General features: G+C 59.1%; 19 protein-coding genes and 1 pseudogene. 9 read left to right on the plus strand and 11 right to left on the minus strand.

Annotation, left to right across the window (positions count from 1 at the left end; translation table 11 throughout):
* Positions 1-128: 128 nt before the first annotated feature.
* Genes GOB93_RS21740 through GOB93_RS18920 form a run of 8 tightly spaced genes read left to right on the plus strand, consistent with a single transcriptional unit; the run spans position 129 to position 7,426 of the window.
* Positions 129-551 (plus strand): hypothetical protein, encoded by a 423-nt coding sequence (locus tag GOB93_RS21740; protein WP_173584990.1) that lies wholly within the window; start codon positions 129-131, stop codon positions 549-551.
* A 53-nt stretch (positions 552-604) separates the two neighbouring features.
* Positions 605-994: a hypothetical protein gene (locus tag GOB93_RS18890; RefSeq protein WP_242010918.1), complete on the plus strand. Its 390-nt coding sequence runs from the start codon at positions 605-607 to the stop codon at positions 992-994.
* Between the two features lie 59 nt (positions 995-1,053).
* On the plus strand, positions 1,054-1,587 hold the full coding sequence (locus GOB93_RS18895; protein ID WP_173585003.1) for a hypothetical protein: 534 nt from the start codon (positions 1,054-1,056) through the stop codon (positions 1,585-1,587).
* Positions 1,587-2,771, plus strand: coding sequence for a hypothetical protein (locus GOB93_RS18900; protein WP_061274782.1), 1,185 nt, complete (start codon positions 1,587-1,589; stop codon positions 2,769-2,771). The genes GOB93_RS18895 and GOB93_RS18900 overlap by 1 nt, the downstream gene beginning before the upstream one ends.
* Before the next feature lie 9 nt (positions 2,772-2,780).
* The gene (locus GOB93_RS18905) at positions 2,781-4,193 is read left to right on the plus strand and encodes a hypothetical protein (RefSeq protein ID WP_173584991.1); all 1,413 of its coding nucleotides are present in this window, start codon (positions 2,781-2,783) and stop codon (positions 4,191-4,193) included.
* A gap of 23 nt (positions 4,194-4,216) precedes the next feature.
* Positions 4,217-6,547 (plus strand): DotA/TraY family protein, encoded by a 2,331-nt coding sequence (locus tag GOB93_RS18910; RefSeq protein ID WP_242010919.1) that lies wholly within the window; start codon positions 4,217-4,219, stop codon positions 6,545-6,547.
* A 24-nt stretch (positions 6,548-6,571) separates the two neighbouring features.
* Complete coding sequence (locus GOB93_RS18915) at positions 6,572-7,069, plus strand: hypothetical protein (RefSeq protein WP_173584992.1); 498 nt, start codon at positions 6,572-6,574, stop codon at positions 7,067-7,069.
* 48 nt (positions 7,070-7,117) lie between these two features.
* The gene (locus GOB93_RS18920; RefSeq protein WP_173584993.1) at positions 7,118-7,426 is read left to right on the plus strand and encodes a hypothetical protein; all 309 of its coding nucleotides are present in this window, start codon (positions 7,118-7,120) and stop codon (positions 7,424-7,426) included.
* 48 nt (positions 7,427-7,474) lie between these two features.
* Here GOB93_RS18920 and GOB93_RS18925 read toward each other — a convergent pair whose 3' ends face one another.
* From GOB93_RS18925 to GOB93_RS21745, 10 genes are all read right to left on the minus strand, one after another.
* Positions 7,475-8,011, minus strand: a complete 537-nt coding sequence (locus GOB93_RS18925) for a hypothetical protein (RefSeq protein ID WP_173584994.1) — start codon at positions 8,009-8,011, stop codon at positions 7,475-7,477.
* Positions 8,008-9,015: a thioredoxin domain-containing protein gene (locus tag GOB93_RS18930; RefSeq protein ID WP_242010920.1), complete on the minus strand. Its 1,008-nt coding sequence runs from the start codon at positions 9,013-9,015 to the stop codon at positions 8,008-8,010. The genes GOB93_RS18925 and GOB93_RS18930 overlap by 4 nt, the downstream gene beginning before the upstream one ends.
* A gap of 887 nt (positions 9,016-9,902) precedes the next feature.
* A complete protein-coding gene (locus tag GOB93_RS18935; protein ID WP_173584995.1) occupies positions 9,903-13,058 on the minus strand; it encodes an error-prone DNA polymerase in 3,156 nt (1,051 codons plus the stop codon).
* 3 nt (positions 13,059-13,061) lie between these two features.
* On the minus strand, positions 13,062-13,307 hold the full coding sequence (locus tag GOB93_RS18940; RefSeq protein WP_173584996.1) for a hypothetical protein: 246 nt from the start codon (positions 13,305-13,307) through the stop codon (positions 13,062-13,064).
* Positions 13,307-14,824, minus strand: a complete 1,518-nt coding sequence (locus GOB93_RS18945; protein WP_173584997.1) for a DUF6504 family protein — start codon at positions 14,822-14,824, stop codon at positions 13,307-13,309. Before GOB93_RS18945 ends, GOB93_RS18940 begins: the two co-directional genes overlap by 1 nt.
* Positions 14,724-15,491 (minus strand): ImuA family protein, encoded by a 768-nt coding sequence (locus GOB93_RS18950; protein WP_173584998.1) that lies wholly within the window; start codon positions 15,489-15,491, stop codon positions 14,724-14,726. Before GOB93_RS18950 ends, GOB93_RS18945 begins: the two co-directional genes overlap by 101 nt.
* Positions 15,492-16,172: 681 nt before the next feature.
* Positions 16,173-17,585, minus strand: a complete 1,413-nt coding sequence (locus GOB93_RS18955; protein WP_173584999.1) for a TolC family outer membrane protein — start codon at positions 17,583-17,585, stop codon at positions 16,173-16,175.
* A gap of 5 nt (positions 17,586-17,590) precedes the next feature.
* Complete coding sequence (locus GOB93_RS18960; protein WP_173585000.1) at positions 17,591-20,062, minus strand: ABC transporter permease; 2,472 nt, start codon at positions 20,060-20,062, stop codon at positions 17,591-17,593.
* Between the two features lie 12 nt (positions 20,063-20,074).
* Positions 20,075-20,758, minus strand: a complete 684-nt coding sequence (locus tag GOB93_RS18965) for an ABC transporter ATP-binding protein (RefSeq protein ID WP_173585001.1) — start codon at positions 20,756-20,758, stop codon at positions 20,075-20,077.
* 19 nt (positions 20,759-20,777) lie between these two features.
* Positions 20,778-21,329, minus strand: coding sequence for an efflux RND transporter periplasmic adaptor subunit (locus tag GOB93_RS21745; RefSeq protein WP_242010921.1), 552 nt, complete (start codon positions 21,327-21,329; stop codon positions 20,778-20,780).
* Here GOB93_RS21745 and GOB93_RS21750 point away from each other — a divergent pair.
* Positions 21,324-21,572 carry a hypothetical protein gene (locus GOB93_RS21750; protein ID WP_242010922.1) on the plus strand — a complete coding sequence of 83 codons (249 nt, stop codon included), beginning with the start codon at positions 21,324-21,326 and terminating at the stop codon, positions 21,570-21,572. The two genes, GOB93_RS21745 and GOB93_RS21750, sit on opposite strands and share 6 nt — an antisense overlap.
* A 110-nt stretch (positions 21,573-21,682) precedes the next feature.
* On the opposite strand, the pseudogene GOB93_RS18975 reads toward GOB93_RS21750, so the two are convergent.
* Positions 21,683-21,950, minus strand: a pseudogene (locus GOB93_RS18975) (IS5/IS1182 family transposase); the annotation flags it as partial.

Consider the following 21,950-nt stretch of genomic DNA (forward strand, 5'->3'; position numbering starts at 1 on the left):
CTCTGGACCGACGCCGGCATCCCGGAAGGGAAACTCCGCCCGCTCCGGCAAGCCATCACAATCACCGATAATCCTTAGCGTATATCTGTGCCCGTTTTATGTACCGACCCCATCAGGAGACGAGATCCATGCCCCTTTTCCGTGCCGCCGCGATGATTGCCGCTCTTAACAACGGCTATGTCGTGCCAGCTGCTTTTCAGGTTGTTCAGTCGCCGCCTCTTTTTTCCGTACCCTCAGGCAACGACGGAGCTGTTTCTCAGAGACCGTTACCGGACGAAAACAGAAGTGAAGAGGACGGCACCAGACCGATTGTATCCCACTTTCGCCGGGCCAACGGTTACGGACGGCAAGTTCCGCTGCGTTTTGCCGTTCGCCAGATCGTTCCTCGTGGGGTCACCGTGACGTTTGCTCCTGACATCGATACCGAGGCCCCGGTTGACTGGCAGGGCGGACGGGAATGGAACAAGGTACTGGCATCGTCGGTGGCTCAGGCCGGGGATGTCATTGATGTGGGGCACAACAAAGTTACGATCCGCCGCCGAATTCGCTGACTGGTCGCATGATGGGCGCGCACCTTCCTTCGTAATCAGCCGAGGAAGGTCTCATGCGAACACCCCAGCCTGTCCCGAAAGCCGGGGCACAGCCTCCGATGCCAAATGTCGCGCTTACCCTGGACGCGCTCGGCGATCTCTGGCGCCGCATCGGCGGCAACGAGATACTGTGCCGACTTGACCGGGATCCGGCCACGCTTGCGGCGTGGCATGCCGCGTTGTCATCCGTGGCTCCACATGAATGGCCGGATCTTGTTCGATGCCTGGATCCATTGATACCGGGTCTTCGTGGGCGGCGGGACCTGCTTTCTCCCGATAGCCCATTCGGCCACGGCGTGATTGCCGAGAGCCGTCGTCAGGCTCTCCAGCGCATCCTTGCTTCGGAGCGCATTTCACTGCTGGAGACGATCACCCGCCCGAAAAGACGTCAGGAGGCAGCATGACCCGCTTTGCGTCCTCTGCGCTTTCTTCAGCGGTCATTGCGGCAGCGCTTTTTGTTTCGATGCCGACGTTTGCTCAGACGGCCGCGACCGGTGCCGGCGATTCAACGACTTCGACGGGAAGTGCCGGATGCGCCGCGCTGACCCAGGCGGCCGCGACTGCAGTCAACGAGCGAGTGCAGGCCAACGATGCCTATGAAACTCAGCCAGACAGCGTCAACGGGCTGTCCTGTCTCAGTAATTTTTTCAGCGGCACCGGGTTGAACCTTATCACCAACGGTCTGGATCCTGCGGCGCTGCTTGAGGCCGTCGAGGGCCAGATCGGTGGCCAGATCTGTCAGGCAGCTCAGGCGGCATGGGGCAACGCCATGGGCTCGACCCAGTGCGGGCTCAGCCTGTCAGGCGTCAATCTTGGGCTGGGTTTCGGCTCCAGCAGTGGGTTGATGTGTCCGAGCCTGAACTTCGGCGGTGGGGGGCCGACGCTTGCAAACATCAACGCCGGAACATCGAGCGGCGCCACTGACCTTTATATCAATGGCTCTCCTCAGCTTCCATCCGGTTACAGCCTGGATAATCTCATGGACGGAGTTTTCTGATGCGCAAGCTGCAGACAGTCGCGATTGCTGCCGCTTCCTGTGTCTGCGTCCTGGCCGTCGCTCCGAGGCCAGCACACGCCCTGATCAGTGAGGCGGCCGTGGTCGCCGCGATCAAGGCGCTGCAGAGCTTCACGGGCAACGCCCTGAACACGATGACAAAGAATCTTACAGATAGCATAGATTCGAATCTCACCAGTCTGACAAACCCAAATTCGGTCGCCTCCCTCCTGACGAAGGGATTCACGCAGACCGCCAACTACGCAAAAGCTCAGGTGGGGGCTCAGTCGCAGCTTATCGACGCGCAGGACGCTGCGATGGCTGGCTTCCTTCGTCGTCAGCAGGAAACAGAGATCCGGGACGAGCACATGATGAGTCCGGAATTCTGCGCGGGCCTTGACGCCCAGCAGTCCACCATTGCGGCGTCCAAAGCGTCACGCTCGGCGGTCATCGCGATCACGAAAATCACCGATCCCCGGGGAGAGGCAAAGAAAGGCACGCCGTCCTACTATGGCAAGTCGCAGGGCTCTGACGCCCTGACATCGCTTCATCTTCGCCGATACTGTTCCTCGGACGACGTTGACGCGGGGCTTTGCACTGCGGTGTCCCAGAATCCCGACGCTGACCAGCACGCAGCCAGTTTCTTTGCATCGGATACTCTGTCAGCTGACGGCGGAGTGGACGCGGCAAATGATTACGCGACGACCCTCATACAGCCGATTGCCCCTGCCGCGCTGAGGGGAGAACAAATGACGAGTATTCGTGGCCGGGAGGTCGCGACACGTCGTCGGTCCTATAACAGCCGGATGTCGCTGGCCCGCTGGGTTGCGGCCTACGTCACGTCCCTCGGCGTTCCGTCCGTGACGCTGACCAGCGATCAGAAAGCGGAAATGACGGCTCAGGGCCAGCAACCCCTCGAGAAAGCCTCGTGGCTTCAGGTGATGGCTCTGGAAGTCGGACGACGTGTCTCCAGTGTGGCCTGGAACGCATCTCTCCAGAAAATGCCGCCTGCCTCGCTCCTGCGTGAGATAGCCACCGAAATGGCGCAGTCCAATTACCTCGCGCTGCAGAACTACAGGCTCGGTCTCTATCAGGCGACCATGAGTGCCACCCGCATCGCGCAGGAAGAGGAGGCTGCCTTCAGGGACGGCCTGACCCCGATGCCTTCCCCAACCATCAACCCGTAGAGGTCCACCATGTCTGAAACCATGCAGAAGACCAGCGACATTGAAGACGTCCTGAAGGTCCTTGATCGCGTTCAGTCTGAATACAAAAAGCAGGCGCCCGGACAAGCCGCCGCGTATGAGAGGCTGCGTCAGGATTCCCATGAACCGGGCGCCGAGAGCGACCCTCAGTTTCGCACCCGTGTAGCCTATGCCGTGCAGGATGTGGAGCGTCTCTTGGGACCGACGCTGCAGAGCGATCATCCTCTTCACTCTGAAATGAGCGGGCGGGCCGCCCACTACCCAGGCCTGACTGAGCCCGCCGTGGCCGCCATGATGCAGGAGACACATCGTCTCAAACAGCCTGTCGTGAATGCGATCCGCAGCCTTGCAGGCGAACTGGTGGAGGGGCGTCAGGATCCGGATCACCCGGACATCGCGCACACCATCGACAAACTGAAAGCGACAGTCTTTCCGGAGCCCGGCGCGAAATCGGAGACGGAGCACACCCATAGCGCCGAGGTGCCCCGCGATAGCAACGGTGGCCCGGATTCAACAAGCCGCTCTGCGTCGCCGGGCGGCGGTAATCCACCAAATCAGGAGTCACCAGCGGCCGGTAAACCCGAGCAGAGTCACTCGCCGGATCCACATCAGGACACCGGACCAAAGACGGCAGGCGGCGAGAAAAATGCGCCGGAAAACCGATCCACGGCCGAGACGAATACGGCCCAGGGAAAAGAGGAACCGAAACGAAAGGATGAGAAGCCCGAGGCCACGGAGCGCGAGGAGGTAAGGGTCATCCGGGGCGGTGGATTTGCCAGGCTCGCAGAAGCGATCGGCTCACGGATCGAAAGCCAGCCCGTGAATCCTGGACCGTCCTGGATGGAAAAAGCCGCCGATTTCAGCGCACGACTGCATAACGCACGGGATGAGAAGAGTCTGGAGGCGACAGAAAGGCTGGGAAAGGACGCCGTGGAGGCGTTGCGCGAGATTAAAGAGCGGCCAGCCTCCTCCATCATGGCCTCGATCTCGGACGCGGCCAGGAGCGATCCAGACGGTATGGCCGGTGTGCTGTCCGAAATGAAAGCGGGCGGAAAATACGCCGATCTGCACAGTCAGTTTGTGACTGAAAAGCAGAATAATCAGGCCTTCGCGGCACAGCTGGAAAACGTAAGCAGCAAACTGGAGGCATACGGAAAAGGGCGGGAAGTTGCCGAGGCAACAGGGCAGCGTATGGGAATGCCAGGCAGTGTGACGCAGCGATTCAATCAGATTGATGCCGAGATCGGCAAGAGCGCCGCCGAAGTGCCTGGGAAAAAAGAGGGAGCCAGTGCGCTGGAAGAGATGAGCGAAAAGGTCCGCGAGATGGTCCAGAAGGCCGTCACCGCCGTGACTGATTTCATGAAGCGGATGAGTCCCGGACCGTCTAACAGCCCGTCACCTTAATTCCACCGTCGCGAGAACGAACCATGACTTCTTTCCGTCGCCATGTGCTGGCACTTCTGACGCTTCTGTGCCTCTCGGCTGCCGCCCTGCCCGCCATGGCGCAGACCGTCGTTGCGACCGGATCCGGCGATTCAAGCGGGAGCACCAGCTATAATGTCACCTGGGATCTGCTCGATCCCGGAGACGACTGGGCGGCCCAGGTCATCCGGAGCGTCTTCCCGGTGTTTGGCCAGACCACGTCGGCACCGAGTATCGGAAACGAAGCGACAGTCATCGGCACGATGATCGGGTGGTTTTCGGGATTCGTCATGGCCTTCGCAATGGCCGTGGTCAGCTATATTTATTTCATGAACATTCATCGCGGTGCGGAGACTTCGCAGCTTCTCGGAAACAATCAGACCAGTATGTCGATCGTGCGGATTGGCGTCGCGGCCGTGCTGATGTGGCCACTTCCGACCACCGGCTTCAACGCTGCCCAGGCTGTAGTTGTGCAGGGATCGCTCTGGGGCATTGGCATGGCAAAAGTCGTTTACGACAAAGCGAAGCAGGCGATCGGTCCGGACGGCAAGGTCATCGCACAACCGCTTATTCCCGGCACGAAAGGGATCGTCACGGGTCTTGTGAAGAATGAATTCTGCCGCGCACTTCTGAATATCGCCTCCAACAACACCAGTCTTATCGTCGCACCCACCGGCCAGACCATCCTGTCGGTCACGGGCGGTTCGACAGGGATTATCAACTATTCCTATGACATGGCTGCCGGCACCAGTGATGGTACACCAGTTTGTGGCTCCGTCAGTCTGCAGGCTCCCAATACTGGGGTCGTAAATCTTGCCGGATTTCAGGTCGATCAGGCGGCTATGCAAAGACAGGTGCTTGATTCTGTACTGCTCGGAGACATTCGCGGTCAGGTGGAGCAGGTGGCACAGAGTTACTGGGAGACAAAGAAAACATCCTCTCTCGCCCCGCTCATGGCCATCATAGTCAAAGCGACCAACGATTACACTTCGCGGCTGACGACGCAGGCGGCTCAGCTGCGATCAAAGCTCCAGGATACGGTCAACAACCAGACACTTGCGCTCCATCAGTGGGGTATTTCGACAAACGGCGATTCCGTTAATACGAGCAATCAGATGGATAATCTCGGGTGGACCGGCGCAGGAGCCTATTATCTGGAATTCGCCCGCCTGAACGGTCAGACCCTTTCTCTGATGACCGCGACGCCGACGATCACCACTCCGTCCTATTCCGGAATTGGCAGCTATCTCGCCTCTGACATCGCCCCTCTCGTCCAGTCAGCGGACACATTCATGGAAAACATCGACAGCATGGTCGCCACGCAGGACGGGATGAGCGCACCAGGCGGCAACGCGGATCTCTATTCGGGAGCGATCCCGGGTGGTGACGGTGCAGGCGTCCTTAACCAGTTGTTTCGGGCGCTGCATCTGAACGATTACGCTCTGCAGATCGTCACGGGATTCATTGAGCCGTCCGGGACGGATGGCTACTGGACCGATCCGTTCGGCAATCTGATGTCGCTTGGTAACTGGATGATCACCACTTCCCTGATCACCATGGGAACAGCGTCGATCCTCTCCTCGACGGCCGGGACGATTGGCATCGGCGTGACCTCGCTTCTCAGCGGAAATCCAGGCGGGGCACTTGCCGCTGGTGCCGGACATGCGCTGATGCACTTTTTCGGCGCGCCGATTATCGGCGGCTGCCTGGCGATGCTCATGCCGGGTCTGACTATCGCCTATGTCATCCCGATGATCCCTTTTGTCATGTGGATGTTTGCCGTCGCAGGCTGGTTCATCATGGTGTGTGAATCGGTGATAGCGGCCCCTTTGTGGATGCTTGCGCACATGACCATGAACGGCGAGGGTCTGCATGGGCACGCGAAACAGGGATACGCCCTGCTGTTCAACGTCATTTTCCGGCCGGTCCTGATGCTGTTCGGGCTATTCCTCGGTTATTTCATCTTCGACTCAGTGTCGTGGCTGATCCATATGTGTTTCGGGATCGCGGCCGGCCTGATCCTGTCAAATGGCTGGATCGTCACAAACTTCCTCGGCATGATCGTGCTGGTCAGCCTGTTCGTGATGATTCACGTGACGCTGGCCTTCATTTCATTCCGGATGATCTCGATCCTGCCGCAACGGGTGCCGGCCATGATCGGCTTTGGCGACGTGGACCGGGTGGACATCGACCAGTTCAGCCGGGACGCCGCAGTCGTCGGCATGGCGGGCACCCTGATGTCCATCCAGCAGTCGCTGAACACCGAAGACGGTAAAAAAGCAATACCGCATGGCCCCAACAATGGGATAGATACGACAATGAAGAAGATTGCGTGATCCAGGACACGGGGAGAGCCTGAGATGTTCGGTGGGAATGGAATGAATGGTGCGACCGGGTTCATCCTGGGACGGATGTCGCGCGACTACAGTGACAGCCTCGGGCGTGCGATCCAGAGAACTCTTTATGGATCGCCCCCCTCACTTGCCGATCAGGTACAGGAACAGGCAGGTCTGATTGCGCGACTGAGAACGCTGCTCAGCCGCGCCAATACCCGCGCCGAAGAGCTCGACAGAAAAGTAGGCGAATGGGAGGAATACGCCGACTTTCAAAAAACAAAGATCAGTGCACTGGAAACACGGGCCAGTCGGGCGGAAGCGCGGGAGGCGCAGCTCAGGACTGACCTTCAGGCGGCCGGTGAACGCGAAAGTCGCCTGGCCCATGCTCTCGCAGCGGCGCAGGACGATTATCGGCGCTTAACCGACGAGCATAAAACACTGGCGACTAAAGCCGAGACTATGGAGAGACGAATTCGCGGCTATCTTTCCATGGAAGCCAGATTGAGAAAATTGGAAGAGTAGTCGCAAGTTCTTCCCGCATCATGGTCTCCTGTAAAAAGGAGACCTTTCGTGAAACATTCCTTCTTTCTTCCGCTCGCCCTCTGTCTCGGACTTTCAGCGTGCAGCGCTGGAAATGTATCGTCGGCGGCACACGTCCACGGTCCGAAGGCGCCTCCCACAAAACAAGCACGTTATGATCCTAATGCGGCCTATGGGTCGGCGCGGGCCGTGTGGACACCCCCGACCTACAATCGCGCTGGCACAATCGTGCGCCCAGACGATCCCCGGACCACTCAGGGTCGTGAGGACTATGAGCATGCGTCCTGGGCAACGGGTGCGGAGGGAGGAGACGCCAGCGCACCGCCGGGTACATTCTGAGATCTTGTTGACCATGGGGCCGCCAGCAACGAACTGGCGGCGTTTGGTCTAGGGCTTGCGGGGAAAGAGATTGTCTGCCGTCGCCAGAAACTGAGTTGCGGAACCGAGGTGGCGTTCCCGGATCTGCCAGTTGAGCCACGCGTTCTGAAACGCCACCAGTGCCAGGAAAAACCAGAAAGGGGCGAATTCGAGCGCAGCCAGAAGCTGCGTTCCTCCCCAGCGAGACAATGACATCTCCACGATCCAGGCAACAATCAGAGCGAGATCGAGTGCCCCAGCCCAGACGGATCGCGCATATGTCTGGCGCTGGCGCTGATCGAGGAAGATAGTCACCGCCCGCGCTTCCACTCCATATGTGGCGGCGGTCGCTTCGACGTCGATCCGGCCTCCATCGGTGATATGGAAATCGGGAACCGAGGTTCCTCTTCCTGCGAGTGCCTTCCACAGGATTTCGATCAGTGAGGCGTTCTTCTTCAGATCGCGCCAGGCGATCAGGTTGCGTGGATCACCAATCACAAGTCGGGCAAGCTGCCGTGTTCTTCTGAAAAACCGCGGCTTGCGGTCTGGTCCGGCTCCGGCACTCATTGTGCCACCGAACTGACGAACGCCTCGACATCACGTGGAACGCCGTCCAGTCGCCCGGTCTCGCCATTTCTGCGTGTCCAGATGAAAGTCGGGGTTCCGGCGAGCGCCAGCTGACGGGCAATCTCGCTGTTGTGGGCAAGTTTCTGTGGGCTGTCGGGAGACGGATTATCGGCCTTCTCTCCAAGTCGGCCGCTTATCCATGCTTCCGCCATTTCGCCTTCGGGAAATGACAGCATTGACTTCGCATTGATCGTGCTCGCGCCGTGATCTTCGTAATCGAGAAGAGATAGCGGAACCACTTTCAGGCGGATCCTGCCGGCGCTGATTGCAGGCTGTAACGCCCGCATCGCCCTGATGGAGTAGATGCACTGAGGATCTATAAACATGACGGCCTCAGGAGCTGACGGCACTCCCAGCGAGCCCCCTGAGAGGTCTGCCAGGCCAGACCGCGTGTTCGCATGGGAGGAGCTTGCAGACACCGTCACCGCCGGCACCGCGCCGGGTATATCCCTGATCTGGGCTTTCGTGAGATCTTTGCCAGTTGCGTCCCACATACGGGCTGCGACCGCTGCCTGACCATCCGGAGTGGCGTAAACGACCTGAAAGCGATTTCCGGCCTGGACGAACATGCCTCTGATCCCGTGTGAGGGAACCAGATCACGCGCACGGCCGCCAGCATAATGACGCAGCGTGTCGTAAGGCACGGGTATTAACGTGCCGCTCAGGATGAGCTTGTGATCTGTGGGGGCGAAGAAGACGAGGATCTCGCCTTCTCCTGTGTGAGCGATACCGGTTTCAAACCCGTGCAGGTTTGGCTGCATCTCGACGGTTGCGCCTCGCGCCCCCAGATGAGCGATCGCATCAGTGTCGCCGTGATCGTGCTGCGATGGCCCCGGAAGCCTGGGCTCCGATGGAGATTCCAGCGAAAGCGGTTGCGCGCATTGCTGGGCGAAAGCCGATGAACACGCCAGAAGGGCAAACGGAAAAAGGCAAACAGGTCGCATATCGGGCTCCGGACAATATGAATGTCCTTTACGTTTCGATCATGCGACTTGGCTGATAAATTTCAGGCTCGACGGGCGTGGACGATTGGCGTCTTCCAGCCACCTTGCGGGGAGGATGGCCGAGGCTCATGTGTCGCGTCCTGACATTCCCCTTCCAATTCATTGGCTAGCATGTGACTGATAACTTCGACGAGGAGGGTAATACGCAGTCGTAAATGGTGGGACTGCGGATGTCGCTTTAATAATTGTTGTCCGTGTTCGCTGCACAGGACGGCTGCTCTTTGCAACGCATCGATTGAGTCGTGATCCGACTGACTTAGTGATGGAGATGACGTCAAGTTTTCAACTTGGGATGCAAGCGAAAAGACGGTATCAGCTAGAGTAGAACATAGTTCATGTGACGGATCGTCTTTAATTAGAGCGAAGCGTAACCTCAGTTCGTCAAGTATCATGTGGTCCCCGCGAAGCTTGAGCCTTAACGAATAAAGAGAACAGGCGCACGAACAACGGTCACATGTGATACAGATCTGCTAGATGCGCCCTGCTGTACTGTTGAAGAGATATGAAAATTACGCAAATCGGCTATGCCGCGAATGTGTGTCAAGACAAAAAATCACAATCGCATCGTCAAATCTACATAAATCTTAACGTAACGTAAAAATTGTGTTCAGTTAATTGCGGAGTGTTGCGCGTATGCTCGTGCGGCCCTTTTTTGATGCTGGGTATATCGGCAAGTCGACGGCGGTAAAATCGTCTTTCTACTACGAAATGTTTTTGTATGGCAGATGTGGAGTGTTAACAAAGCAATGAGATCCGGAAGTATTTTATCCATATAAAAAATACTTTTTTTCTGATTATGTAATAAATAACCTTTCCGCAAAGTATTATTATTGAAAGTTCCGTATCTTGACCGCAACCGGTCGGCGATCATTCTCTCCGATCAGCCCAAGCAGTGCGGTCCCGTCTTCAAGGTTTCGCACGATGACGTGCATCACATCACCTTCGCGCTGCAGACTGCCGTGAACAACCATCAGCGACGCCCCCATGGCGATGGCCCGTTGCGCTTCGATCCGGTCTTTCCACAGGATCAGGCTGGCCACCCCGGTTTCATCCTCGATCGTGACGAACATCACGCCTTTTGCCGTACCGGGGCGCTGACGCATCAGCACCAGTCCCGCAATCACCACGCGGGTTCCGTTCCGTAATGTCGCGAGATCCTCGCAGGGAATAATGCCTCTTTCCGCGAGCCCGTCGCGCAGGAACGCCAGAGGATGGGCCCGCAGGGTCAGGCCGGTCGCGAGATAGTCTTCCACAACGTCCGAGCCTTCGGTCATCGGGCGCAGGATGACGGATGGTTCAATGACTTCCGGAGCAGGCCGGTTACGTCCGCGATCTGCCGCTGCAAACAGAGGGAGAGGTTCATCCGCCAGCCCCCTGATCTGCCACAGGGCCGTGCGGCGATCGCAGTTCAGGCTGGCAAACGCATCCGCTTCGGCCAGACGCTCAAGAGCGGTCGTTGGAACGTCCGCCCGGCGCCAGACATCTTCGACACTTTCGTAGAGAGGCATGCGACTGGCAATCAGACGGGCGGCGTCCGCGTTCGCCAGTCCCTTCACCAGCCGCAGACCAAGCCGAACCACCAGCCGCGCACTGCCTGGCCGACCTTCAAGCGTACAGTCCCAGCGGGACTGGTTCACGCAGACCGGTCGCACCTCGACCCCATGCTCGCGGGCATCGCGGACGATCTGAGCCGGGGCATAGAACCCCATGGGCTGACTGTTGAGCAGTGCGGCGCAGAAGACGTCCGGATGATGGCATTTCAGCCACGACGAAGCGTAGGCGATCAGCGCGAAACTCGCGGCGTGGCTCTCGGGAAATCCGTAGGAGCCAAATCCTTCGAGCTGACGAAAGGTGCGCTCGGCGAACTCCTGGGTGTAGCCGTTGGCCACCATGCCGCGCACCATCTTCTCACGAAAATCGGCGATGGATGCCGTATGATCGCGCATCTTCATGCCGCGTCGCAGCTGGTCGGCCTCACTCGGCGTAAAGCCCGCACAGTGAATGGCGACCTGCATCGCCTGTTCCTGAAAGAGCGGCACGCCCAGGGTCTTGCCGAGGATCCGGCGCAGGGCCGGCGAAGGACAATCAGGCCGTTCCAGGCCTTCGCGGCGACGCAGATAGGGATGGACCATATCGCCCTGGATCGGACCGGGACGGACGATCGCCACCTGAATCACCAGATCGTAAAAGGTGCCTGGCCGGGTGCGCGGGAGCATCGCCATCTGGGCGCGGCTCTCGATCTGAAAGGTGCCGAGCGTGTCGGCGCGGGCGATCATCGCGTAGGTCTGCTCGTCCTCGGTTGGAATCGTCGTCATGTCATAAGCGCGGCGCCCGTGCCGCACCAGAAGATCAAAGGCGCGCTGCAGACAGCCCAGCATGCCGAGGCCGAGAACATCGACCTTCATGAAGCGCAGTTCGTCGATGTCATCCTTATCCCAGACGATGATCTGACGATCTTCCATGGCCGCGGGCTGGATCGGCACCAGCTCGTCCAGCCGGTCATGGGTGAGGACGAAGCCACCGGGATGTGTTCCCAGCTGACGCGGAAAGCCCAGGATCTGGCGGGCGAGATACAGCGTCAGCGACAGACGCCGGTCACGCAGATCAAGCCCGATCTCCCGCGCACGGCTCTCGAGTTTTCCTTTATCATCCAGAGCGGATGCAAGATGTTTCGAGAGCAGGCCCAGCACATCGTCGGGCAGGCCCAGCGCCTTGCCGACGTCTCGCACCGCGCCTTTCGGCTGATAGCGCATCACGGTCGCGCACAGGGCCGCCCGCTGACGGCCGTAGCGCCGGCAGATCCACTGGATGACCTCCTCACGCCGGTCGCTGTCGAAATCGACGTCGATGTCGGGTGGCTCGCGACGCTCCACCGAGATGAACCGCTCGAAGAGAAGACCTGAGCGCACCGGATCAATGGCGGTGATCCCGAGCACGAAGCAGATGGCGCTGTTGGCGGCCGAGCCGCGTCCCTGACAGAGGATTCCGATCGCGCGCGCATGGCGGACAATGGTGTTGACCGTCAGGAAATACGGCGCATAGCCAAGCTGGCCGACCAGCCTGAGTTCATATGTGAGCTGCCGTCGCACGTCGTCAGGCGCGCCGGCCGGATAGCGTAACGGCAGGGCCTCGCGCACCAGACGAACCAGCGTGTCCTGGGACTCCTCGCCCTCCACATCGGTCTCGGACGGATACTGGTAACGCAGTTCACTGAGCGAGAACCGGCACAGGGAGGCGATCTCGCCCGGGCGGGCCAGCGCCGTTTCATGGCCCCGGTAGAGCGAGGCCATTTCAGCCGGGCCGCGCAGATAGCGATCCCGCCATGGCTCACGCAGAGCGCCGAGCGTGTCCATGCTCACATTGTGCCGGATGGCGGTGAGCAGATCCTGCAGCACGCTGCGGTCGGCGGCGTGATAAAGCACATCGCCGGTCACGACTGTCGCGACGTTGGCCGCATGGGCCAGCCGCTCCAACATATTCAGACGTTCCGTATCGCCCGCCCGCCAGTGACGGCTCAGGGTGAGCCATATCCCGGCGCAGTGACGGCGGATCCGCGTGAGAGCATCCAGTCGGTCCTGCAGCGCGGCATACGGGGCGTCCGAAGAAAGCAGCAGCAGCAGGCGGGAGACGCGCTCGCCCGTCAGATCGCTCCAGGTCAGATCGAGCCGTCCACGCTCGCCGCGCCGATGGCCGAGGGTCAGCAGGCGACACAGCTGGCCCCAGCCTGCCCGGTCCACCGGATAGGCCAGCAGAACACTGCCGTCGCACAGCTCCACACGGGCACCGGGCAGCAACCGGACGCCGTGAGACAGTGCGGCTGCATGGGCGCGGACGATGCCGGCGACCGTGCCATGGTCGGTGATCCCGAGCGCCGGATACTGCAGCCGCGCCGCACGGGCGAACAGTTCCTCAGGATGGCTGGCGCCGCGCAGAAACGAGAAATTCGTGCAGGCCTGCAGTTCCACATAGGCGGACGAGGCCATGTCTCATCTCCCGCGCGGATGCCGGTGCGGCGTCGCATCGGGCTGCGGGGCTGCCGGTCGCCGGCACAGCACGAAGCCGCTGCGCTCGAGATGCTCCACCAGACGTTCGGCCACTACGCGGGCCATCAGCTCGTCGGCGTCATGTACGCGCCGTCGGCCGTCATAGCGAAGTCCATGAATCAGCGCCTCGGCGATCTCGGACGGCGAGGCCGGTGACAGGTATGCCTTCGTTTCGTCTGCCCCATTCATCAGAACAGCCCGTGGAGGAACCACGCTCCATCCCCTGTCCAGCTGTGCGTGCCGTCGCCCTGGCGATACAGCCAGAAACGCTCGCCATCTTCGGTCTCGGTAATCCAGTAATCGCGGGCGGCGTGAAACTCGCTGTCCGAGAGCCACCATTCCCCCTGGATGCGCTCAGGACCGTCTGCGCCCCGCACGCGGTGCGTGCGGCCGTCCCAGACAAAGCGTTGCGGTGCGCCACTTTCGGTCCCGGCTTCGACACGTAAGGGCTTTGGCGGATCGAGCAGTCGGATGGGGCGGACGAAAGAAAAGGTAGATGTCGGCTCGGCCGCCTCCTGTGTGACAGGGGACTGTGCCTGAGCGCGCTCAGGGATCTGGCTGGCACGTGGCGTAAGGCGGAACACCCGTGACGCGCCGACACGGTTGCACAGGCGGTCCACCAGACAGGCGAGATCGCCACCCCCAGCCTGTCCGCGCTCGAGCACGGTCTGGTCGCCCGTGGTCTGCCGCGCTTCATGGTGGGAGACGGTGAGCGTCATCACTTCGATCCCGAAACCCGGTTCGATGACGGCGATCCGTTCTTGTAGAAGGCGGCGCAGATGGGCTGGCTGATCGACGGGCGACGCGGTGCCCACGCGCACGGGCTGAAGCGTACCATCGACACGCTCGCAGACCAGCTCGAGCTGCCGTGCGCCCTGACCGCGCTGGCGCAGGATCTCGGAGATCTCGTCCACCAGTTCACCGATCACCACTGCCAGAGCCTCGGCCGTGCCGATCGGTTCCAGCATCTGGCGCTGCGCACGGATGGCGTCGGGCGGAATAACCGGGCGAATGGGTTCGGGCCGGACGCCGAGTGCCTCGTCCAGCCGGCGCATCAGAAGATCTCCGAAACGCCGTGCCAGAGGTGCGCGAGCCGTGCGCCGCAGATCGCCGATCCGGGTAAACCCGAGGCGGATCAGCCCCTCGCAGGTTTCGGCCGGCAGGCGCAGGGCCGCAACAGGCAGGGGATCGAGAGCGGCAGCCGTGCCGCGCGATGGAACGAGTGTGTCCCGCTCACGTCCGAAGCGCGCCAGCGCGTGCGCAGTGCCGGGCGTGTCCGCAAGGGCGAGGCGGATATGATAGCCCAGCGCTTCCAGCCGTTCGCGCACGATCGCCAGCATGGCGTCCTCGCCGTCATACAGGTGGGCGCAGCCGCTGGTATCGCACCATACGCCGTCTGGCGGATCCGCTGACGTCAGAGGGCACAGCCACAGACACCAGGCCGCCAGTCGCTCCAGAGCAGCCTCATCCGCTTTCCGGTCGCCCTCAAATGCTGCGAGACCGGCGATCAGGCTCCGGGCATGGGCCAGCGCCATTCCAGGGCGGACACCAGCCTGCCGGGCCATGACATCGGCCGCCATCACCACGGGGCGCCGGCCATCGTGCTCATGCAGCACAAATCCCGTCCCGATGGTCTCCTGCGGGTGGCGACGACGCCACAGATCTGTGTGCCACAGGGGAAACCAGATCGAGAGGATCCGTCGCATGACCGGGTAATCCGTATGTCCAGGTGAAAGGGCGTCCATCACGGCTGCGCAGCAGCTCGATGCGCCAGTGTTCCGGACCGATCACGCTGTTCAGCGACACCGGGCGCGCCGCCCCGATCCGCCAGCGGGTTTCACAGGCGCTTGGAGGCGGTATCGCCCCGTTCGGGGCAGGGCGGAGCAGAAAGCCCGTGGTGCCCGAGCTTTCGGCCGCGAGCTGCAGGCGTCGTGATGCGATGAGAGAGAGCGGAACGCAGAGATCGCAGACCAGCGCCATGACCCCGCGCTCCCGCAGGATGTCCTCGCAGAGAGGGAGAAGATCGCGGGTCTCGCTCTGCACGCAGATCAGGCGTCCCGGCGCGAGGCCTGCGCCCTGCAGTCCGGCTGCATGCAGGTTGAGATGGTGCGCCGCAAGCCAGACCACCCGGCCCGGTGTCCGGGCCAGCACGCGGGCGACAAACCGTGTGGGGCGGGCGAGAAGGACACGGTCACAGCCGGCTCCGAGGAACTCATGGACGCGGCCACGGCTCAGGCCCCCGCCCAGCCGCTCATCAGGAGCGGTGAAGCCTGTCGGCAGATAGGCATCCACCCCGGCTGCGGCGTGATGCCGCTCCATGCGGCGGATCTCGTCGCGCAGGAGCGCGAGCGTATCGGCTGTTCTCCCGGCCATGGTGTGTCCCCGCTCAAAAACAAGAACATAAAGAGAACAAAAGGTCGCCGTGAGTCAAGAATGAACTGTCTTGGCGTGATAGAGCGAGGCTGTCCATCACGCTGCGCGGCCCATGGCCCGTGCGTCCCATGCACAGCGATGGACTGGAAGATTTTCCACGCATGTGACGACCGTCTGTTCAGGGGGGGGCCAGCAAGAGGAATCTACGTTTTCCTCTCCCGTGTTGTGCTCAGTCGTAGGAATTCGTTCGAATATGATGCCAGCTTCCACAGTAACGGATGTCTCGATGTCTGATCCTCTTCGTGTCCTAAGATAAAGGTATTTTGCACTTCGGGAGGGCAGGTATGCGACGTGTCTGAGCATAGAGGCTGCAAAAGCCATGGTGTGCATGGCCACGAGCGTTGAGGCGCAGGGTTCACAGGCCCTCTCCATCGAGTGACTGTTGCGAAAGATCTTTCCACAATCCAGAGATTGGGGAGCAACACAAAACCGAAAGCGGATGGTTTAGACAGGACCTTATATAACCGCTTTATCCGGTGGCGCCGCCTGGATGTTTTCGGCCGGATTTTCACGGTACTAACTGAACAGGCCGGTCGTTCGAAGCGCATGATGACCGACGCGACTCATCTGAAAGCGCACCGGACATCGGCCTAAATTATTTAGTAGGACTCAGATCTCTTTTCATTCTGTCTGCTGTTTCCATCCTGCATTGTCTAATACGGAAACTGGCGTCTCTAATGGCTCCCATCCACGGTTGCGGGCATGACGAAACTGCGCGTCCGCGTCGTAGTGTGTGACATTCGGAAGCAGTTCACGCGCTTGAAGCCTGCCCATCGAGGCCAGCAGGTTAGCTTCTGCGACGATCGTATCGTGGCGGCTGGTAGCGAGGTCTACCTGCGCCGCACGAAGGTTCTGGTCAGCGTACAACACATCGGTGGTGCTGCGCAGGCCATAGCCATATTCGAGTTGGTAGCCCTTGAGCGTCAGTTCACCGGAGCTTACCTCTCCGGTCGCTGCCCGGATCGCAGCAAGACCGTTTTCAACCGCGTGCCAGTCAGCGGTTAATGCCTGCATCACCTGACGACGAGCGAATTCGACATTTTGCCGCGCCTGCTCGTCCTTTTCCCTGGCCTGCCGAATCTCGGAATTGTAGAGATCCCCGTTATAGATCGGCTGCACAAGGGAAACGGTGCCCCCGACCTGCTCACTATATTCTCGCCCGCGAAACGGTGAGGCGGGGCCGATCGCGCCGAAAGTGCCCTGCACCTGGATCTGAGGACCCCATTGCGAACGCGCTGTGTCGATATCCGCCGCCGTCGCCGCCTTCATCTCGCGCGCCTGCGAAAGCTGCGGACTGAAGGCCGCCGCTTCGCTCGCGGCCTCTGATGCCGTCCTAGGCAATCCCGGGAGTCCGTCCGGCATACTAAGGGTGCCAGGAGCAACGCCGATTACCGCGCGGAAATTTGCTTCCGATGTCGCCAGCGCCGTCCGCGCCTGGGCAAGCGCAACATCCGCCGACTGTCGACGCGTCCGAGCCTGCTCGACATCCGTGCGTGTCACCTGTTCCGCCGATGCGCCCCCCAGCGAGTAACGAGACGTGATGAGATGCACCTGACGCTCCAACATCTCAAGATCTGCCTTACGTATATCGAGGATATAGCGGTCGCGCACCACGTCCATATAGGCTGTAATTGCGCTGGCGAAGATCTGCGTTTCTGTTAGCCGTAAAGCATGTTGCTCAGCGCGAGAGCGGGCGTCGGCCGCACGAACGACATTAGCGGTATGACCAAAGGAATAGAGCGTTTGTTTTGCCTGGACATACCCTTCAGCATAATTCGAAGTGTAGGAGCCCAGAGCGAAAGCATTGGTGTAAGGACCTTGCTGATAGTTCGCATCCATGTTGACAGTCACTGTGGGCCGCCAGGTACTGCGCGCCTGATCTGAGTTTTCTGACACAGCACGCTGATTTGCCCGTTCGCCAAGCAATGTTGGATTGCCACGGTACGCCAGCGCCAGCGCCTCCTGCAACGTCTGTGCCTGTGCGACCGTGGGGAGCAGAACGAGAACTGCAGTGATTAAGATCTTACATCTCATATCCGTCACTCCGCCCGCAAGGCACGTGCCGGCTCTGAGCGGGCAACGCGAAGAGTCTGGCCAAGCACAGTCATCGCCGCAATGAACAACGCTCCGGATATGGCTGTAAGGAAATGGATGGGACCGAGTACGATGCGCTGATCAAACCCCGAAAGCCAGGACCGCATAGCAAACCAGGCAATCGGAGAAGCAATCACGCAGGCAAGAAGAACAGGCCGCAGAAAGTCTCCTAACAACAACAGAATGATCTGCCGGGCGGACGCACCAAGCGTTTTACGGATACCGATTTCATGCGTACGGCGCACCGCCGTGAAGGACGCGAGGCTGTAGAGTCCCAGACATGCGATCAATAGGGCCGCGATCGCGCCAAGTGTGAATATCCGTCCGCGACGTTCATCTCCCTGATAGAACTCCAGGGTTCGGTCATCGACAGACTGAAAATTTGCCGGTGTGTCCGGAAGCACAGATGCCCAGGCCCGATTGAGATGAATTACCATTTCAGACGATGATGCATTATCGAAACGTACGGCAGGAATGGGCTCGTCAAACGGCGTGCGCGTCAGCGAATTATAATAAATGATCTCCGGTTCAACTGGCTCATGCGGAGATACAAAGCGAAAATCTGATATAACGCCGATGATTGTCGCGCGCAGTCCCTGATCAGAAATCACCTTATCAACAGCGGCATCAGGTGTAGTAAAACCAAATCGCAGGGCTGCAGTTTCATTGACAACCACGTTGAAGTTTCCGGTTCCTTTTTGTAACGCTTCGTTGTCAGGACCCTCGTCCTGCCCATATTTTGGATCGAACCAGCGACCGGCTAACAGGCGGGGATTATATGTCTCAAAATATTCTGAGCCTGCGCGATCGAATAACAGATGCACTCTCACTTTTTCTGCTGAGTTAACAAGCTTATACGTGGATTTGTTCTGGTTGGGGGGATTGGGCCCCAGTTCGCCGAATGTGAGCGCCTTTACACCCGGTACCGCTTGCAAGGCATCCAGCATTTTATGCTGAATAGCCAGATCTTTCGCGGGAATTGCGGAACCTACTAACAAACCTGACATGGTGTACCCACGGTCGGCGTTTCGTATGAAGGCCGTCTGACGGTCGATCACGAAGGTGCAGATAACGATCGTCACAGCAATCGCAAATTGCACTACAACCAGCGCATTCCGGAGCCGGGCATCCATCCGCCCCCCCGAAGGCATGCGGGTGGCAGCCAGAATCGCCGCTGGACGGTACCGTGACAACACCACCGCGGGATAAATACCACTTGCCAGCCCGCTCCCGATTACAATGAGCGGCCATAGGAGGAGAACAAAACCATAGCGAACAGTCACAGCCTGACCACTCAGGCTGGCGACAACCGGTGTCAGAACCTCACACAGAGCCAGACCAGCCAGGCAAGCCGTAGCGACAGTCAGCAATGCTTCTCCCATGAACTGGATAAACAACCGCCGCCGGGATGCCCCCAGCGTCTTGCAAACAGCCACCTCCCGGGCACGAAGCATAGCTCTCGCAGTAGCAAGATTTACTGCGTTGGCGCATGCGAGCATCAGTGCCAGAAAGCCAGTTATTCCGATACTGTTGACAACATTCCGGTCAGCGGCTTCTTCTCCTCCTCGCACAGTAATGTCGTAAAAATGCTGCTGCAGGAGGGGAACGAGCGAAAGAGAGAACTCCTGTTCCGGATGCGTGCCCAAAGATGTTTCGTCGCTGTCCGCGCCGGAAGCACGATGAATCACGAAGTCTCTCAGCTGTGCGCCTATAGTTGATATGTCAGTGACGTTATGCAGTTTCAGATATATTCTTCCGCAAGCACTTCCCCAACGCTGAAAACATGACCTGGTATTAATGTCTTCTGTTGGTATTGGCACCAGTATTTCTGCATCAGACAAAACACCAGGTTCAGCTGGCTGCGCCAGAACACCAGTCACAATGTGGCTGGTCTTTTGGCCATCTCTAACGAGTTCTATGTTGTGCCCAATGACATCTGTCTTCCCGAACAGACGCTGCGCTGCACCTTCAGAGAGAACCAAACCTTCAGGCCGTGACAGAGCATTGGTCGGTAAGCCACGAATAAGCCGTAGGCCAAACACCTGGAAAAAAGTCGGATCTACCTGATAAGATGTAAATGAAGTAAACTGCCCCTCACGCCTCACCTGCAAAGTCGCAGGGATGATACGCACCGCATTTTCGATCTCAGGAAAATCGTCGCGCAGAAAAGGCACTGCTCGGAAAGATGTAAAAGCACTCTCATAAGATGCAGTGCCCGCGAGACTCCAGTGACTGTCAAGGCGCACAATCCGGTCTGCATCCGGAACAGAAGCGTTGTAGCTATATTCGTAGCGTACCAGCAGACCGAGCGTGAGAAAGACACATACTCCCACTGCAAGACCAAGAATATTAAGTGCGGTATGAAGCGGATGCCGCCGCGCCTCACGCAATGCGCCGTCAAAAATGGCCTGGAACATGGGCTTTCCTCCTCAGATCGCAATGCCGGCGGAAAGCACGATACGACCGTCAAGCATATCCACACGGCGCTTCGCGAGGTCGGCATGGCTTGGGGAGTGTGTTACCATCACAATGGTCGCTCCTTCGTCATTGAGGTGCTGGAGGATATCCATCACCTGCGCCCCGTTCTCAGTGTCGAGATTACCTGTCGGTTCGTCAGCCAGGATCAGTCGGGGCTCCCCTGCTATCGCCCGGGCAATCGCCGCACGCTGTTGCTGTCCACCAGAAAGTTGCGAAGGGTAGTGTCGCGCGCGGTGCGCAATGCCCACATGATCCATTGCGCTTGCCACGCGCTCCTGGCGCAGGCTTTTAGGCATATTCCGATAGACCAGAGCGAGTTCGATATTCCGCTCGATGGTGAGATCATCAATCAGATTGAAGTTCTGGAATATGTAGCCAAGATGATCGCGCCGAAAGGCAGCGAGTGATGCCTCATTCAAGGCTGTCAGCTCGTCGTCGCCAAAACGGTAAGATCCTGATGTCGGGCGGTCGATCGTACCAAGGATATTCAGGAGGGTGGATTTTCCGCAGCCGGACGGTCCCATGATCGCTACGAATTCTCCTGCCTCTACAGAAAGTTCTATGTCACACAATGCTGTTGTTTCGACCTCGTCCGAACGGTAGAGGCGCTGGATATGGGTCAGTTCGATCAACATGAAGTACAGTCCTCTCCGCTTAGTGGATCGCGAGATGATTGAATTTTTTGTAGGAATTGTAAGACGAAACGATCACATGCTCGCCTTCGAGCAGACCGCTGGTAATCTCCACCTGCTCGGGATTGCGACGCCCTGAAGTAATCGTTGTCCGATCGGCACTTTTTCCGTCAGGCGCGACGATGAAGGCCGAGGACCCGCCGCTTCCCTCCAGCCATGCGCCGTTTGACAGGACGAGTGCTCTGTGTGTCTCGCCAAGGGTGATACGAACATCGATACTCTCCCCGCGGCGTAACCCCTCTGGAGGCGACTTATCGAAAGTCAGTTCCGCACGAAATTGTCCGTTCGTTACCTGCGGGTGCACGCGTGCAACGTTCAGGGGCAGTTTCACGTCACCGATATCGGCTTCCCCCCGCTCACCCATTACGACGCGGCCGAGATAGAATTCGTCAATATCGGCATCAAGACGATACTTTCCCTCGCTGTCGATCTGTCCGATCTTGTCTCCTGCTTTGAGGGACTGTCCCGGCTGGACGTCGAAATTTGTCAGGCGTCCACCGACGGGCGCATGCAAGACAAGCGCATCAAGGCTTGTTTCGACGACGAGAAGATTGTTGCGCAGCCGGGTCTCTTCCTGATCAATTTCCCCGGACTGACGGGCAGCTACAGCAAGATCCCGCTCGCGCGCATTTTCCAGCCTCTGAACATGCTTTGCATCGTAGTCGACTTCGTCACGAAAGCTGCGCAGATTAGCGTCAGATTCAAACTGCTGGTCATGAAGTTGCTGATGGATCTGGAGGGATCGAAGAACCCTTGATTGATGTGCTTGGCCGGTAATTTCTGGGTTTTGGCGATTTGATTGACGGTTTTTGCGATGGCGTCCAGTCTGCGTTTTGAGCAGATTGGGAGTTGTCTCTCGCTGGATGGCTATGCGCTCGCGTTCAATCTTTCGAGGAAGAGGAGGCGGCGCATATTATAGACGATATTGGCGAGCCCGATCCTCATGGTGGCTCGACTGATACCGACAGTTCGGATGAACAATCCCGTCTTTGATTTCTGGTCGGCAAAGACGTGCTCGACGCGCGATCGGATCACGGACTTTCCAGCATTCGATTTCTGGATATGTCGGGGCATAGGCTTGAGATGCGGCTTTTTTCTGTGAACCTTTGAGACAAAACCCTCTTTGTCCATGAAG

Source organism: Acetobacter musti (assembly GCF_011516835.1).
Classification (GTDB): domain Bacteria; phylum Pseudomonadota; class Alphaproteobacteria; order Acetobacterales; family Acetobacteraceae; genus Acetobacter; species Acetobacter musti.